Source organism: Bradyrhizobium sp. USDA 4510 (assembly GCF_054059095.1).
Map to the genome: position 1 here is coordinate 9,072,906 of NZ_JBSSBT010000001.1, position 15,317 is coordinate 9,088,222.

13 protein-coding genes and 1 pseudogene are annotated in these 15,317 nt (G+C 65.6%); 6 read left to right on the plus strand and 8 right to left on the minus strand.

Annotated elements, in window-relative coordinates; genetic code table 11:
* The first annotated feature begins 20 nt into the window (after positions 1–20).
* Positions 21–1,412, plus strand: a complete 1,392-nt coding sequence (locus ACVMDN_RS42180; protein WP_083714879.1) for an FAD-binding oxidoreductase — start codon at positions 21–23, stop codon at positions 1,410–1,412.
* A 24-nt stretch (positions 1,413–1,436) separates the two neighbouring features.
* A complete protein-coding gene (locus ACVMDN_RS42185; RefSeq protein ID WP_076824940.1) occupies positions 1,437–2,618 on the plus strand; it encodes an MFS transporter in 1,182 nt (393 codons plus the stop codon).
* Between the two features lie 82 nt (positions 2,619–2,700).
* Here ACVMDN_RS42185 and ACVMDN_RS42190 read toward each other — a convergent pair.
* Together ACVMDN_RS42190 and ACVMDN_RS42195 are read right to left on the minus strand one after the other, a co-directional pair.
* Positions 2,701–4,084 (minus strand): annotated as a pseudogene (locus tag ACVMDN_RS42190) (oligosaccharide flippase family protein).
* Between the two features lie 189 nt (positions 4,085–4,273).
* Complete coding sequence (locus ACVMDN_RS42195) at positions 4,274–5,113, minus strand: protein-disulfide reductase DsbD domain-containing protein (RefSeq protein ID WP_076824943.1); 840 nt, start codon at positions 5,111–5,113, stop codon at positions 4,274–4,276.
* A gap of 136 nt (positions 5,114–5,249) precedes the next feature.
* Between ACVMDN_RS42195 and ACVMDN_RS42200 the strand changes: the two genes are divergently transcribed.
* Positions 5,250–5,909 (plus strand): YqgE/AlgH family protein, encoded by a 660-nt coding sequence (locus ACVMDN_RS42200; protein ID WP_076824945.1) that lies wholly within the window; start codon positions 5,250–5,252, stop codon positions 5,907–5,909.
* Positions 5,910–6,148: 239 nt separating this feature from the next.
* On the opposite strand, the gene ACVMDN_RS42205 is transcribed toward ACVMDN_RS42200, so the two are convergent.
* From ACVMDN_RS42205 to ACVMDN_RS42220, 4 genes are all read right to left on the minus strand, one after another.
* On the minus strand, positions 6,149–6,856 hold the full coding sequence (locus ACVMDN_RS42205) for a transposase (RefSeq protein WP_253588175.1): 708 nt from the start codon (positions 6,854–6,856) through the stop codon (positions 6,149–6,151).
* Positions 6,840–7,253: a hypothetical protein gene (locus tag ACVMDN_RS42210; protein WP_253637911.1), complete on the minus strand. Its 414-nt coding sequence runs from the start codon at positions 7,251–7,253 to the stop codon at positions 6,840–6,842. The genes ACVMDN_RS42205 and ACVMDN_RS42210 overlap by 17 nt, the downstream gene beginning before the upstream one ends.
* A gap of 87 nt (positions 7,254–7,340) precedes the next feature.
* Complete coding sequence (locus ACVMDN_RS42215; RefSeq protein ID WP_057016160.1) at positions 7,341–8,228, minus strand: TauD/TfdA dioxygenase family protein; 888 nt, start codon at positions 8,226–8,228, stop codon at positions 7,341–7,343.
* Between the two features lie 101 nt (positions 8,229–8,329).
* Positions 8,330–9,109, minus strand: a complete 780-nt coding sequence (locus ACVMDN_RS42220; protein ID WP_076825229.1) for an SDR family NAD(P)-dependent oxidoreductase — start codon at positions 9,107–9,109, stop codon at positions 8,330–8,332.
* 179 nt (positions 9,110–9,288) lie between these two features.
* Between ACVMDN_RS42220 and ACVMDN_RS42225 the strand changes: the two genes are divergently transcribed.
* Both ACVMDN_RS42225 and ACVMDN_RS42230 read left to right on the plus strand, forming a co-directional pair.
* A complete protein-coding gene (locus ACVMDN_RS42225) occupies positions 9,289–10,023 on the plus strand; it encodes an SDR family NAD(P)-dependent oxidoreductase (protein ID WP_076825228.1) in 735 nt (244 codons plus the stop codon).
* Between the two features lie 59 nt (positions 10,024–10,082).
* On the plus strand, positions 10,083–10,460 hold the full coding sequence (locus tag ACVMDN_RS42230; RefSeq protein WP_050387227.1) for a CsbD family protein: 378 nt from the start codon (positions 10,083–10,085) through the stop codon (positions 10,458–10,460).
* Positions 10,461–10,663: 203 nt separating this feature from the next.
* Here ACVMDN_RS42230 and ACVMDN_RS42235 read toward each other — a convergent pair whose 3' ends face one another.
* Positions 10,664–12,370 carry an SGNH/GDSL hydrolase family protein gene (locus tag ACVMDN_RS42235; protein ID WP_076825226.1) on the minus strand — a complete coding sequence of 569 codons (1,707 nt, stop codon included), beginning with the start codon at positions 12,368–12,370 and terminating at the stop codon, positions 10,664–10,666.
* A gap of 322 nt (positions 12,371–12,692) precedes the next feature.
* Entirely contained in the window at positions 12,693–14,072 is a 1,380-nt protein-coding gene (locus tag ACVMDN_RS42240; protein ID WP_057016421.1) for a lytic murein transglycosylase, read from the minus strand.
* A 224-nt stretch (positions 14,073–14,296) separates the two neighbouring features.
* Here ACVMDN_RS42240 and galU point away from each other — a divergent pair, with 224 nt between their 5' ends.
* A complete protein-coding gene (gene galU, locus ACVMDN_RS42245) occupies positions 14,297–15,172 on the plus strand; it encodes a UTP--glucose-1-phosphate uridylyltransferase GalU (RefSeq protein ID WP_028334743.1) in 876 nt (291 codons plus the stop codon).
* Positions 15,173–15,317: the final 145 nt, after the last annotated feature.

Below are 15,317 nucleotides of genomic sequence, written 5' to 3' on the forward strand. Positions count from 1 at the left end.
CCTGACGAGGAGCAAATCGGATGGAGCAGCGGCAGGCAAATAACGAGGTGATGGGCGAGCCGCATTCCGAGCTTCGGCCCAGCTCCCAGCTACGGCTCAAGGGCCAAGTGGTCCTCGACGGGAGCGCCGGTTACGACGAGGCGCGCAAGGTCTGGAACGGCGCCGTCGACAGGCGGCCGGCCATGATCGCCTACTGCGCGGATACCCGGGATGTGGTCGAGGCTGTGACATTCGCGAGGTCCCGCACGTTCCCGGTGGCCGTTCGCAGCGGAGGCCACAATGTCGCTGGCCTCTCGGTCTGTGACGGCGGCATGGTCATCGACCTGTCCCGGATGAAGCGCATCGATGTCGATCCGGTCCGGCGCACCGCGCGCGCGGAAGCCGGCCTCGATCTCGGCGAATTCGATCGTGCCACGCAGGCGCACGGCCTGGCGACCACCATGGGGGTCAATAGCGATACCGGCATCGCCGGGCTCACGCTTGGCGGCGGCTTCGGCAAGCTCGGGCGAAAATACGGGTTGACCTGCGACAACCTGATTGCCGCCGAAGTGGTGACAGCCGAGGGACGGGTTTTAAGGGCCAGCGCGACCGAACACCCCGACCTGCTCTGGGGCTTGAGAGGAGGCGGCGGCAATTTCGGCATCGTGACTGCGTTCGAATACCAGTTGCATGCGATCGGCACGTCGTTGCCCGTCGCGTCAACGCTTTATCCTTACGATCAGGCGCGCGAGGCCATGCAGTTCTACGATGAATTCGCCCGCAACGCTGCCGATGAGGTCAACGTCGATGCGGCCCTTGTGACGCTGCCGTCGGGCGACCGGTTCTTCAACATCTCCGGTTGTTATGTCGGCTCGCATCATGACGGTGAGCGCGCCCTTTCGCCGATCGTCAAGTTCGGCTCGCCCGTCGAGACGCGCCTCGCAACCGTTCCCTATCTCGAGATTCAGTCAGGCGGCGATGCCCTGTTTCCGCGGGGACGTCGCTATTACTGGAAGGCGCAATTCCTGCGCGAGATCGGTGCCGGCGCGATCGACGCGCTGCTCGACGCCTATGCGAGAGCCCCCAACACCTCGTCCTTGCTGGTTCTCCAGCATGTCGGCGGCGCAATTGCACGGGTTCCGGTATCGAGCTCGCCTTACGCAAACCGCGATGCGGCGTTCGACTGCTTTCCGGTCGCGATCTGGGACGATCCGGCCGGTGACGAAGCGAACATGCGTTGGGCGCGCGAGCTGTGGAGTGCCGTCAGGCCCTATTCGACCGGCGGCGTCTATGCCAACAACCTGGGGGATGAGGGCGAAGACCGCGTGCGCGATGCCTATGGTGAAAATTACGCACGTCTTGTCGCGCTCAAGAACAAATACGATCCGACGAATTTCTTCCGCCTGAACCAGAACATCAAGCCGACGACATAGTTCTGGGCATCGGAGAAAATCCAAATGCGAAGCCGCTGGACCATTCTTGCTGCTCTGTTCGTCGCTCGTGCCACCATCGCCTTTCAGTTTCAGAGCGTCGCGGCCATCGCGCCACAGCTCAGCCAGGGTCTGGGCGCGAGCCTGGCCGATATCGGCGTTCTGATCGGGCTCTACTTTGCGCCGGGCGCCTTGCTTGCCTTGCCTGGCGGCGCGATCGGCCGCCGCTATGGCGACAAGGTGGTGGTCCTTGCCGGTCTCCTGATGATGCTGGCAGGCGAACTGCTGATGACCACGTCGACGTCGTGGAGCGTGCAGATCGCAGGCCGGCTGACTGCCGGCATCGGCGGCGTCCTCCTGAACGTCCTGATGACCAAGATGGTCGCGGACTGGTTTGCCGGCCGGGAAATCGCCACCGCGATGGCCATTTTCATCAACTCATGGCCGGCCGGCATCGCAGTCGCTCTCATGCTGTTGCCGGCAATCGGAGCCACGCTCGGACTCCATGCCGTCAATCTTGCCGTCGCCGGGGTGATCCTGATCGGTCTCGGCCTCATAGCTCTGGTTTATCGCGCGCCGGATGCGGCCGTCGCGGTTGAAGGCGAGCCTAGCAGCCTGACCGCCGACACGATCTGCGCCGTGATTGCCGCTGGGCTGATCTGGTGTCTCTACAACATCGGTTTTGCGATGATCTTCAGTTTCGGTCCATCGATGCTGGTCGAGCAAGGCTGGTCCGGCGCCGCCGCCGGATCAACCATCAGTATCGTGCTCTGGCTCGCCGCCCTTTCGGTGCCGTTGGGCGGCTTCCTCGCCGATCGGACCAGGCGCGGCGAGGTCATCCTGATCACGGGCTGCATCGCCTTCGCGCTTCTGACACTGCTCTTGTCGCGCAGCGGCACGGTGCTTCCCGTCGTCATTGCTCTTGGAATCCTCTGCGGCCTGCCTGCCGGTCCGATCATGAGCCTGCCTGCGCGCGTGCTCGAGCAGAGGACGCGGCCGATCGGAATGGGAATATTCTACACCGTCTTTTACGCCGGCATGCTGGCTGGACCTGCGATCGGAGGAAAGCTCTCCACCGCGGTCGGCTCCGCGAGCGCGGCGCTCGACTTCGGCGCCGCCGTGCTGCTGGCTTGCCCGGCCGTTCTGTGGTTCTTCCGACGCATGGTTGCCGGCCACTCTTGGAAGCAGGCGGACATCAGGCGCGCCTGACCGGCGCAAGGCTGAACGCCGTTAGGCGGGTTTTCCAGTCCGGCGGCGCTCATGCATCGCATGATGCCGCGCCGGCCGAATGCTACGGCGCCGTCCGCCGCTTGCCGAACGCCAGCACGTGCAGCCCGAGGCGCGAGCGCACGACATAGAACAAGAGGATCGTCTCGAAGGTCAGCGACAGCGAGGTCGAGGCGGCGGCGCCCATCCCGCCGTAGCGGGGGACGAGGGCGATGCAGAGCCCGACATTCATCAGGAACGACACCGCATAGGCGGTCGCGCAGATGCTCTGGTGGCCGAGCATGTTCAACAGCCGCTCCACCGGCCCGATCGCCGAGCGGACCACGAGGCCGATCGCGGCGACGAACATGATGCTGTAGCCGTCGACGAATTTCGGGCCGAACAGCCACAGCAGCGGCTTGCCGAACACCAGCAGGGCGACGGTCGCGAGCAGCGAGGGCCAGAACGTCCAGCTGATGGCGTGCGCGACATAGGCCGACAGCCGCTCCTTGTCGCCGAGCGCGTTGTATTCGGCGAAGCGGTGCGCCGTGGTCGCCGCCATCGCGTAGTGCACGAACGACACCAGCGCCAGCGTCTTCACCACGGCGAAATAGATGCCGACCTCCTCGGACGAGCGGAACTGCTGCAGCATCAGCACGTCGGTGTAGCCGAGCAGCAGATAGAAGCTCTCGACCAGCATGATCGGCAGCGAGATCGCGAACCAGCCCTTGACGTCGTAGCTCTTCTCGCCCACCCCGAGATGGGCGGTGAGGCGGCGGTTGAGCACGACCATCTGGCCGATCGCCGCGATGTATACCGCGGCGGCGCTCGCGATCATCGCCGCGGTGGCGCCGAGATTGAGGGCCGAGCGCCAGCGCGCCGGCGGTCAGCGCGATGATCAGCCCCTGCCGCACGATGAACTGCGGCATCAGGCCGAGCTGCATCCAGTCATGCGCGCGGGAGATGCCGTCCTGGGTGTTGGCGACGACGAAGGGCGGCAAGGTCAGGCAGCCGATATAGAGCGGCAGCACCGCGTTGGGATCGATCCAGGGCGAGGCGAGGTGGATCACGCCGGCGAGCAGTAGCGCGACGATGCTGGACGTCGCAAGCACCACCCAGCGGCCGCCGGAGAGGAAGCCGCGCAGCGCCGCAAGGTCGCCGCGCGCGCGGTATTCCGGAATGATCTTCTGCGCGGAGGGCGCGATGCCGAAATCCATGGTGCTGCCGAGCAGCAGCACCCAGGTCCAGACATAGACGTAGATGCCGTAATCCGAGCCGCTCATCCAGCGCGCCAGCAGGATCTGCGCGAGATAGGCGATGCCGGCGCTGATGACGCGGATGCCGAAGATCATGCCGGCGAGGCGCTTGGTGACTGACGCCTCGTTGGTGCCGCCGAGCGCGCGCGCTGCGAGGCCGCGCAGGCGTGCGGCCCGGCCCAATGGCGCGGAGGTTGCCGATTGTGTCTCCATCACAGCCAAGGCGGAAAATTCCTAAAGCGCCGCGTGGCGGCAATGGCCTCCGATCTATCAACGAAACGTTAAGATTGGGTTCGGTGACGCACCTCTTCGGGGGCGTCCCGGGGCAGTGCGAAGCACTGAAACCGGGAGCTCGAGATTCCGGGTTCGATGCGCTGCTTCACCCCGGAATGACCCTACGGCTCAATTCAAATTGATATTGAATTCGTAGCTTTTGTCGCCGCCGACCAGCGTCAGCTTCAGCGCGGCGCCGTCGGCCTTGGCGCCGGGCGGCAGGCCGTCGAGCTCGAAAGAGAAACGCTTCACGCCCGGCGGCGCCTGCGCAACGAGCTTGGGCACCGGCAGCGCCCAGTCGGGCGTCGGCCCCTCGACGAACAGGCTGAGGTCGCGGCTCTCGGGCGCGGTGACATCGACCAGCACGTTGTTCTTGCCGTCGCGCTTGACGTCGCGGATCGAGAACGGGATGGGGTCGCCGATATTGGCGGGCTTCGGCACCGCGTTGAGCGCTTCCGAAAGCGCGGCGTCCTCGGTCGAGGCGACGCTCGCGAACGCCAGCTCGGCCTTCGCCTCCACCGGTACGCACAGCTTCTCGCACACCGCGTAGTTGATGTCGGCGCGCAGCACCAGCGGCTTGTCGGGATTCTTCGCCACGATGCGCAGCGGCAGCACCACCTGGTGCTTGTAGCCGAGCGAGGTGCCGCCGGCGCCGTCGTCGAATTGCCGCGGCGCCGGCCACATCACGGTGACCGCCTCGACGTTATCCGACCTGGAGAAATCGAACCGCGGCGGCACGCCGGAATCGCCGGGCGTCCGCCAATAGGTCTTCCAGCCGTCCTGCAATTGGAACGCAATGCCGCCAAGCAGCACCGCGCCGCTGCGCGATCCGGCGAGCAGCCGCACCGCCGAATGCGTGTCCTGTTGCCACGGCGAGGCGTCGTCGGCGCGGACCTCCGTTGCCGTACATGCGACGGAAAACAGGGCGGCAACGCCAAATGCGGCACGCAAGGGAACTATGACGATCATGAGACGTCTTTACCCGCAACTTTCGGTGCAAACCATTGAATTGCTTGTGATGCATCGCCGCACGGCGGTCGATGGTTGATTGACAGAACCGCCACCCGATATCAGGATGCCAAATCAGCAGGAAAGGCCTTTGCGGATGCGCCCTGAAGGCAAAACAGGCAAGACTCGCAAAACCGCCGCCGGCAGAAGCCCGGCCGTCGGTGCCCATGCCGCCGAAGGTGGCTATCTCGACGGCCAGATGCTGATCGCGATGCCTGTCATGAACGACCCCCGCTTCGAACGCTCCGTGATCTACATGTGCGCGCATTCCTCCGAGGGCGCGATGGGCATCATCGTCAACCGTCCCGCCGGCAGCATCGATTTCCCCGGGCTACTGGTGCAGCTCGACATCATCGAGAAGTCGGACCAGATCCAGCTGCCCGAGAATGCCGAGATGATGAAGGTGATGAAGGGCGGCCCGGTCGATACCGGCCGCGGCTTCGTGCTGCATTCCAGCGACTTCTACATTCAGGATGCGACGCTGAACATCGACGACGGCATCTCGCTCACCGCGACCGTCGATATCCTGAAGGCGATCGCCAAGGGCGCAGGGCCGAAGCACGCGATCCTCGCGCTCGGCTATGCCGGCTGGGCGCCGGGCCAGCTCGAGAACGAGATCCAGCACAATGGCTGGCTGCATTGCGACGCCGATCCGGAATTGATCTTCGGTACCGACGTCGACGAGAAATACGCGCGCGCCTTGCGCAAGATCGGCATCGAGGCCGGCATGCTGTCGAACGACGCGGGCCACGCGTAGGCCGCGCTGACGTCGTCGACGATCCCAACGCATTCTCAGTGTCGTCCCGGCGAAAGCCCATAGGCGCTAAGATAGTTTGATCATAGTCTGATAGTGGCGCTTATGTCTGGGTGGCTCGCGTAGATGTCGCCAGAGAGCGTGACTGGCTCTGCAGAGTAGAGCGATTGCGGGCTGTGGAATGATCGCTTGCCGTAGCGAAGCGACGAGCTGGCGCAGCAGACGCCACGTCACTGGGTGGGTCAGGCGGCGTCGGCCAAGCGGGGAGAGTCTTCGAGTTCGTCGACGAGCGGCTCGAGCAATAGAATGATCAGCAGATGAGCGAGGATATGGGGTCTGGCGGACCGCTCGTCGGTTCCGGGAGGTCCCTTCAGGCCAATCAGGCTTTTCAGCCGCTTGAAGCCGAGCTCAATGCGCCATCGCAGCCGATAGAGGGCGAGGATATCTGCAGTCGTGAAGTCCTCTGGCCTGAGTGAGGTCACCAGGATCACCCAATCTGCGGCGTCAAGTGTTTGCCTGGAGAGCTGATGACCTCCCTTTTGTGCAGTCCGGCGCGCCTTGCGTCGCGCAGCCGCAGCAGCTTGCGCCGGCTTCTTCGCGGCAACCAGACGCACTGCGAGCGGCGGCGCACCTGACTTGCGCTTTATCCAAATCGGCCGATCGATCAGGCCACGCGCCGAGGCGTTGCGCAGTTCGGCAGTGAGGTCAACAAGATTACCTTCGGCATCGAGCCAGCGCGCGCTCTTCCAGCCGGCCCGGATCACGAAGTCCGCATCGGCATCGACGAGATGCGCCATGCGCTCCGGTTGCAGATAGGCGCGATCGGCAAGACGGATCTCACCGGCAACCGCCGGTATCCGATCCAGCGTCTCGCCCGCTCGCTGATCGGTCAGTTCGAAGTGACCAAAGCGCTCCTGCGGAAGATCGAACGCGCTATGGATACGCCACACTGCGTTCTTGTTCCTGCCGCTCGTCCCAGCCTTTGGGGACCGTCGTGGCGTCAACAATACGGATCAGACGACCGCGGCTCGCCTTCGGCGCCGCGGCGGCAAGCGCCTGCTCGACCAAGATTGCCAGCCAATCTCCGCACTGACGTAAGCGATACAACAGAGCCACGTTGGAGATATCGACAAGCCCAACCGACGTGGCCCATGCCGCCGTCAACCGCAGCCCTTTCTCACCAAGGCAATAAGCCAAGATCAGGCGCAGCAAGTCGACCGCATTGCTGATCTCCCGCGGACGGACAAACGCCTTCGTCTTGCGCGCGCCAATGTTCAGAGCCTCGGCTCCGCCAAGTCGGGCGACAACGCGCGCCCAATCTTTGTTCACAAGCGATTCGTGTGCCATTCCATCTTGGAATCACAAGCGAATCCAAGGCGCAAATCCTATTTTAGCGCCTATGGGCTTTCGCCGGGACGACACCAGTAGTTCCGCCTACTCCGCCGCCTCCTGCGCGACCGTCGGCTGGGTGCCCGCGACCGTGGCGCGGCGCATGTCGCGGGGCTGCGACTGGTCGTAGCGGCGGACGCGGTGCACGGTCTGGCGGTTGTCCCACATCACGAGGTCATGCACCGTCCATTTGTGCACATAGACGAATTCGGGCTGCGTCGCGTGCTCGGTCAGATCGCGCAGCAGCAGCCGCGCCTCCGGCATGCTCATGCCCCTGATGGCGCCGGCGTGAGAGGACAGATACAGCGACTTGCGGCCGTGCACCGGATGCGTGCGCACCAGGCGCTGCAGCACCGGCTTGAACATCTGCTTCTCCTCGTCGGTGTAGTCGAGGAAGCCGAGCGAGCCGCGCGAATACATCAGCGAGTGCTCGCAGATCATGTCCTCGATCTCGGCCTTGGTCTCGGCGTCGAGCGCGTCATAGGCGGCGCGCATGTCGGCGAATTCGGTGTTGCCGCCCTTCGGGTTCACCACGCGCGCCGACAGCAGCGAGAATTTCGCCGGGATCGGCCGGAACGAGCTGTCGGAATGCCACAGGCAGTTGCCGAGGTTGAACAGATGGGTGCGGTGGTCCTTCGGCAGCGGCTTGCCGTCCTTGCCGAGATTGCTGACGTCGTTCAGCCCGGAGGCGAGGCGGTAGTCCTGCTTCTTCGTCACCGTGCCGCCGCGCGCATCTTCGCGCTCGCCGAAATTCAGCGCGAATGCCATCTGCTGCTCGTCGGAGATGTCCTGGCCGTGGAACACAAGCACGGCGTATTTGTCCATGCCGGCCTCGATGTCGATCGCTTCCTGCTTCGTCAGCGGCTTGCGCAGATCGACGCCGGAAACCTCGCCGACGAAATGCTTGTGAAGCTGCCGGATCAGGACCGTCATTGGCGTTTCTCCCCGTCTATCGCGGGCGGTTTTCCCGCTTCATTTGACGGGAAGGCTACTCGACGCGCGCGCGCTGTCAACGCTCGCGGGCCGTGCGCGGGTCAGGCATTCCGCGCCATCAACCCGCCGTCGACCGGAATCACGGCGCCGGTCAGGAACGATGCGGCGGGCAGGCACAGGCTCAGCGTCATGTGCGCGACCTCTTCCGGATCGCCGTAACGGGCGAGCGCGGTGCGGCGCTTGGCGTAGAGCGTCTTGTGCTCCTCGGAGATGCGGTCGGTGATGGCGGTGCGGATCGGGCCCGGGCAGATGCAGTTCACGGTGATGCCCTCGCGTCCCAGTTCCACCGCGAGCGAGCGGGTCAGGCTGGTGACGCCGCCCTTGGCCGCGGAGTAGGGGCTGTGCAGCGCGGTCGCGCCGAGCGCCTCGGTCGAGGCGATGTTGACGATGCGCGGCGAGCGCGACTTGCGCAGGTATGGCAGTGCCGCGCGGATGATGCGCGGATGCGCCGTCAGCATCACCGCGATGCCCTTGGCCCAAGCGTCCTCGTACGCGGGATCGTCGATCGGCACCCGCACCGAGATGCCGGCATTGTTGACGATGATGTCGAGCCCGCCGAAATGCGCGGCGACGTCGTTGACGACTTTGGTGATGGCGTCGCGATCGCCGACGTCGAGCGTCCAGGCCTTCGCCGAGCCGCCGCTTGCCGAAATCTCCTTCGTCACCGCCTGCGTGCCTTCTTCGGTCAGGTCGGTGACCGCGACATTGGCGCCTTCATCGGCAAACACCCGCGCGGTGGCGCGGCCCATGCCGCTGGCGGCGCCGGTGACGAGAACGGTGAGGCCCTTCACCGAACGGCTGAGCTGCTTGTATTCGGACATGACGGACCCCCGTTGATTTTCTGCGTTGTGAGAGACGGCAACGCTGGCACCGATCGCAAGATACGTCAAACCACTGATCCCATATCGGCATGCGCGCAGCGCGTTAACGCAAGTTTCCCGGTTGGCTTTCCGAGAAGGATCATGCTCAACAAGACAACAGCACGAGAGAGGAACGCGCGATGAACGAGCTCGATTTCGGCGGCAAGCAAGTATTGGTGGTCGGCGGCTCCAGCGGCATCGGCAACGGCATCGCGCAGGCGTTCCGCGCCAAGGGCGCGCGCGTCGCGATCTGCGGCACCCGCGCGCAGGCGAGCGACTATTCCGCCGAGGAAGGCTCGCATCTCGAGGGCCTCGCCTACGCGCAGCTCGATGTCAGCAACCCGCAGGCGATCGAGGCCTTCAAGCCGTCGTTCGACCGGCTCGACGTGCTGGTGCTGGCGCAGGGCGCGGTGATTTACCGCCGCGGGGAATTCGAGATGGAGGGTTTTCGCAAGGTGCTCGAGGTCAACCTGATGAGCCTGATGGCCTGCGCGACCAAATTCCAGGCGATGCTGAGCGCAGCTAAGGGCTCGCTGATCATCGTGAGCTCGACCGCGGCCTATCATTCGACCATGGGCAATCCGGCCTACAACGCCTCGAAGACCGGTGCCGTCGGGCTAACGCGCACGCTCGGCGAGGCCTGGGCGGAGAACGGCATCCGGGTCAACGGCATCGCGCCCGGCCTCGTCGACACCAAGATGACCAAGGCGACGACGGCCAATCCGAAGCGTCTCGAAGGCGCGCTCGAGCGCATTCCGCTGAAGCGTCTCGGCACGCCCGCCGACATGGCCGGCGCCGCGCTGTTCCTGGCCTCGCCGCTTGCCTCCTACATCGTCGGCCAGACCATCGTCGTCGACGGCGGGTTGATCCTGTAACCGCAGGAACCTGCGCGCCGTTTCCCGGTTAGCTCCCGGACAGATCAGGGAGCGTGACGATGGACAAGGATCGGATTTTCGGAACGGCGAAGGAGTTCGCGGGCAAGGCCGAAGGCGCGGTGGGCGACGCGACCGGCGATGCGCAGACCCAGGCCTCGGGCCGCGCGCGCGAAGCCGCGGGCTCGGTGCAGGATCTCTACGGCCAGGCCAAGGACGCCGCGCGCGACGCCGCCGACACCGCGGTCAACTACGCCAAGGACGCCTATGAGCATCGCGGCGAGACCGTTCGCAGCGGACAAAAGGCGATGGCGCATGCGGTGCAGGAGAACCCGCTGGGATCGCTGCTGATCGCCGGCGGCATCGGCTTTGCGCTCGCGCTCCTGATGACGCGCCAGCCGCGCCGCCCGCCGCCGTCGCGCTGGCGCTACTACGGTTGATACCATCTCGCCCACCGTCATTGCGAGGAGCTCGCGACAAAATTGCAAAGCAATTTTGCGCTGAAGCGACGAAGCAATCCAGCCGTCCGCGCGTGCGGATCGATGGATTGCTTTGCGGAGCCTGTCATCGGGCGCGTGTTCGCGCGACCCGTTGGCTCGCAATGACGTGGATGTAGCGTCAATTCTATCGGAAGACGCGCGGCCTACTGCCACGGACTCCCCGGCACTGCGGCCCGCTGTCCGACACCGCGCGGCGGGCGCGGCGGCGGAGCGACCAACGGGCGCTGCTGCGGCGCGCCGAACCCGAACAGATCGCGCAGCCAAGGCTGTGTCTGCGGCTGCTGTTGCGGCTGGGCCTGGGTCTGGGCCGGACGGAACACGCGCCTTGGCGGCTTCGGTGCGGTGATGATCGAGCCGTCGGGCGCGATCGCCGTGGTCGAGGGCGGCGGATTGGCCGGTCCGCCCGCCGGCGCGGCGGGCGTGGTCGCGGCAACCGGCACATCGCCCTTGGCTTGCTCGCGGCCCATCTCGCGGCGCGGCCAGACGAAATCATCGGCGCGGCCGGCGGGCGGCGCCAGCGCCTCCCCCTTCACCAGCGTGCGCGCGGCGAGCGCATCGACGGCGGCGGGCCGCGAGCCCGGTCCGCCGAGCAATTGATCGGTGCCGACGGTGGAGGCGACCAGCGGCAGCACCGGGCCCGCCAGCGGCCGCGGCGCGGGCTTGCCGGGCTCCGCGCTGGTATCCGGCGTCGCGGGTTCGCTCGGCAGCGCGATCGGCCCGGAGCGCACCGCGAGCAGGCGCGTCACCTCGCGCTCGACATAATGCGCGAGCTTGCGCGCGCCGGCCTTGGTGAAGAACACGCCGTCATCGGTACGCAGCTTGCGGGGCTGGCCTTCGAAGTCCGGGCCCTTCTGCATGAAGCGGCCGGCCTCGTCGACAAAGCCGTCCCAGACGTCGACATAGGTGATGCCGGCCTTGCCGGCGCCGTCGCGATAGAGCGCGTCGAGGAACAGCATGTCCGACGTGCCCTTCTGGCCGCGGATCGCGGGCAGGCCGACCCACAGCACCGGCACGCCCTTGCTCTTCAGCACGTTGATCAGCTCCTCGATCTTCTTGCCGTAGAGCTCGACCCAGCGGTCGTCGCGGAATTCATAGAGGCCGTTGGGCGAGCGCGCTGTCTTTTCCGGCGCGGCCTGCGAGTCATTGTCGGCGTCGTCGGCCGGCGGCTCGGCCTCGACCGGCTTGCCATCAGTTTTGGCGGCGGCATCGGGCTTGTCGCCCGGCTTGGCTTCGGGCTTGCCGCGCGCGTCCTTTTTCTCGTCCTTCTTGTCGACCTTCTTCTCCACGACAGATTCGCGGATCGCGGTGCGGTCGTTGAGGCCGAGCATCACGACGATGGCGTCGGGGTTCTCGGTGGCGAGAATGCCCTTCGCGGCCGCGGCCCAATCCGCCGGATCGCCCTTGGGCTGATAGCGGATCAGGCCGGAGACCGTCTTGTGCTTGCGGATCACGCCCATGTCGGGCTGGTCGGAATAGGCATCTTCCAGGCCATAGCCGAGCCAGTCGGCCATGGCGTCGCCGATGACGAGCACGTTGCGCTCGGCGGCCGCCTCGCGCTTGGCCGGTGCCGGAGCGCGCGAGAAATCCTCGCGCGGCCGCTGCGGCTGCGATGATTGCGGTTGCTGCTGCTGGAACGGCGCGAAGAAATCGCCGCCGAACCAGCCGCCGCCGCCGTGCTGCGGCGGAGCGCGGCGCTGTGGTTGCGGCGGTCCGCCACCAAAGCCGGGGAAGCCGAAGAATTGCGCCGAGGCGGGCTGGGCGATGCCGATCAACAGCGCAAGCGCCACCGTAAGCGCGACCAGCGGACCGGCTTCGGTGAATATGCGCAAAAAGGACTTTGGCTCTCGCATCGCGTTCGGTCGCAAATGATCTGGAAGTACGTGAGCATACTAGCGGAATCGGGCCGCAAGCGGGCAGCTTTTCCACCATAAATCGGGTGCCTCCGGCCGCCGTCAAGGCAGGCGGCAAATATCGGATTTCACGGTTACTTTAGGGGTGGAGGGCCCAGCCGTCGCGGCGACGGAACCGTGCCTCCTCTCCCGCTTGCGGGAGGGGCAAGAGCCGTAGCCCGGATGGAGCGAAGCGCAATCCGGGACCAGACCAGTCGCACGGCGAGAACCCCGGATTTCGCTGCGCTGCATCCGGGCTACGGGGCAGCCTCCGGTTTCAGCCCTACCGCCCCCTGAGCCGCTCCAGCACCTCGGCGGTGGCAAAACCGTCGGCCGGTGCCCCGATCGACACCTGGAAGCCGCGCAGCGCCTCGCGGGTCTGGCCGCCGAACTGGCCGTCGGGCGTACCCTTGTAGAAGCCGCGCTGGGCCAGCAGCTGCTGTAGTTCCAGCCGCTCGGCGCGCGACAGCACCCGCTCCTGGCGCGGCCAGGGCTGCGCGAAGGGCTGGCCGCCGCGCAGGCGGTCGGCGAAATGGCCGATGGCGAGCGCATAGGCCTCGGCCGGGTTGTACTTCATGATCACCCGGAAATTCTGCAGCATCAGGAAGCCCGGCCCCTCGGCGCCGGCCGGCGCCAGCAGATAGGCCTTGTCGGACGGCCGCGGGAACGGCTGGCCGTTCGGCCGCTTGAGGCCGAGATGCTCCCATTGCGACAGCGGCATGGCCTTGGCGCGGTCGGCCAGCATGTAATTGAGGCCTTGCGGCAGCACGACCTCGTAGCCCCAGCTCGCGCCGGTCTGCCAGCCGTCCTTCTTCAGATTGTTGGCGGTCGAGGCGATCAGGTCGCTCGGATTGTCGACGACGTCGCGGCGGCCGTCGCCGTCGCCATCGACGGCATAGCGCTTGAACGCGGTCGGCATGAACTGGGTCGGGCCGAAGGCGCCGGCCCAGGAGCCGCGCATCTGCTCGGGCCTGAGGTCGCCGCGGTTGAGGATTTCCAGCGCCGACAGGAACTCGTCCTTGAAATAGGCCTGACGGCGGCCGATGCAGGCGAGCGTCGCGGTCGACTGCACCACGTTGCGATCGCCCATCTGGGTCGAGTAGTTCGACTCGATGCCCCAGATCGCCGCAATGATGTAGCGGTCGACGCCATAGGCCTTCTCGGTGGCATCGAACTGCGGCTTGTATTTCGCAAGGATCTCGCGGCCCTTGGCTAGCCTGGTGTCGCTGACCAGGATGTCGAGATAATCCCAGATCGCCTTGGTGAACTCCGGCTGCGAATCCATCAGATCCATGATGCGCAGATCGGGCGTCAGGCCGGCGGTGAAGCGCTCGAAATTCTCTTGGGTGATGTTGCGCCGTGCGGCATCTGGCCACATCGCTGCGACGCAGTTCGGGAAGTCCGACGCGGCTTGGCGGATCGCCGCTGCGGTCATCAGCGGATGGCCGGAGGCGCCGTCTTCACCGCTCCACGGCGGTGCCGCGCCGTCCTGTCCGGTTGCGGCCTGTGGCGGCGTCGCGTTCGGTCCGGAAAAGATGCTGTCGATCAGGTTGGTCAGGCCGTTGCCCGCCGACTGGGCTTGCGTGCTGCCGGGCAGCAGCAGGGCCAGCGCGATCAGGCTCGCGCCGAAAAGCTTGGTCCTTGATGTTCCCATCGCGCGCATTTGTCGTGTGCCTATCAAAATCGTGCTGTTCCAGAAGGCCCCGGCACGGTTTCCAATAACTTAACAAGGGCGAGATTTTGTTGCGGCCCGCATTTGGCTGACGGGAACGGCGGAATTAAGCCGCACCACACATCCGCCTTTGTTGGCGGCTGCAAAACGGGGTACCAAAGGCATGATTCATTTCGTGCCGCCGTCCCACCCATTTCAAGGCTTCCGATAATCCCATGAAGATCCGCAAAGCCGTATTCCCCGTCGCCGGTCTCGGTACCCGCGTGCTGCCCGCCACCAAGGCGATGCCGAAGGAGATGCTGACGATCGTCGACAAGCCCCTGATCCAGTACGTGGTCGACGAGGCCCGGGAAGCCGGCATCGAGCATTTCGTGTTCGTCACCGGCCGCAACAAGGGTGTCATCGAGGATCACTTCGACCGCATGTTCGAGCTCGACACCACGCTGGCGCAGCGCGGCAAGAAGACCGAGCAGGATATCCTGGCGCAGAACCAGCCGGAGGCCGGCGCGATGAGCTTCACCCGGCAGCAGGCGCCGCTCGGGCTCGGCCACGCGGTGTGGTGCGCGCGCGATATCATCGGCAACGAGCCGTTCGCGGTGGTGCTGCCGGACGAGCTGGTGCTGAACACGCCGGGCTGCCTCAAGCAGATGATCGATGCCGCGAGCAGGCTTGGTGACAAGTCGAACCTGATCGCGGTCGAGGCGGTGCCCGACGAACTCACCCATCAATACGGCATCTGCAGCGTCGGCAAACGCACCGGCAACATCTTCGAGGTCGACCGCATGGTCGAGAAGCCGCCGCAGGGCACCGCGCCGTCCAACCTGTCGATCACCGGCCGCTACATCCTGCAGCCCGAGATCTTCAACATCCTGGCCACGCAGGAGCGCGGCGCCGGCGGCGAGATCCAGCTCACCGATGCGATGATCGGTCTTGCGAAGACGCAGAAGTTCTACGGCGTGGAGTTCGAGGGTGAGCGCCACGATTGCGGCTCCAAGCCCGGCTTCCTCCGCGCCAACATCGCCTTCGGCCTCAAGCGCCCCGAACTGCGCGACGGCCTGATCGCCGAGATGAAGAAGTATCTGGAGAAGTAGGGGCGCCGCCTCATCTCGTCAGTCGCCGCGAGAATGCGGACGGATGATTCCCGGACCGCGCAACATATTCGATGTCGTCCTGGCGAAAGCCAGGACCCATTACCCCGACCATCAGTTGTTGAGCGAAGCTGGAGCCACGATCCCG

Coding starts and splice junctions, on each gene's coding strand:
- ACVMDN_RS42180 (WP_083714879.1), top strand. CDS start 21: ATGGAGCAGCGGCAGGCAAATAACGAGGTGATGGGCGAGCCGCATTCC.
- ACVMDN_RS42185 (WP_076824940.1), top strand. CDS start 1,437: ATGCGAAGCCGCTGGACCATTCTTGCTGCTCTGTTCGTCGCTCGTGCC.
- ACVMDN_RS42195 (WP_076824943.1), bottom strand. CDS start 5,113: ATGATCGTCATAGTTCCCTTGCGTGCCGCATTTGGCGTTGCCGCCCTG.
- ACVMDN_RS42200 (WP_076824945.1), top strand. CDS start 5,250: ATGCGCCCTGAAGGCAAAACAGGCAAGACTCGCAAAACCGCCGCCGGC.
- ACVMDN_RS42210 (WP_253637911.1), bottom strand. CDS start 7,253: ATGGCACACGAATCGCTTGTGAACAAAGATTGGGCGCGCGTTGTCGCC.
- ACVMDN_RS42215 (WP_057016160.1), bottom strand. CDS start 8,228: ATGACGGTCCTGATCCGGCAGCTTCACAAGCATTTCGTCGGCGAGGTT.
- ACVMDN_RS42220 (WP_076825229.1), bottom strand. CDS start 9,109: ATGTCCGAATACAAGCAGCTCAGCCGTTCGGTGAAGGGCCTCACCGTT.
- ACVMDN_RS42225 (WP_076825228.1), top strand. CDS start 9,289: ATGAACGAGCTCGATTTCGGCGGCAAGCAAGTATTGGTGGTCGGCGGC.
- ACVMDN_RS42230 (WP_050387227.1), top strand. CDS start 10,083: ATGGACAAGGATCGGATTTTCGGAACGGCGAAGGAGTTCGCGGGCAAG.
- ACVMDN_RS42235 (WP_076825226.1), bottom strand. CDS start 12,370: ATGCGAGAGCCAAAGTCCTTTTTGCGCATATTCACCGAAGCCGGTCCG.
- ACVMDN_RS42240 (WP_057016421.1), bottom strand. CDS start 14,072: ATGCGCGCGATGGGAACATCAAGGACCAAGCTTTTCGGCGCGAGCCTG.
- galU (WP_028334743.1), top strand. CDS start 14,297: ATGAAGATCCGCAAAGCCGTATTCCCCGTCGCCGGTCTCGGTACCCGC.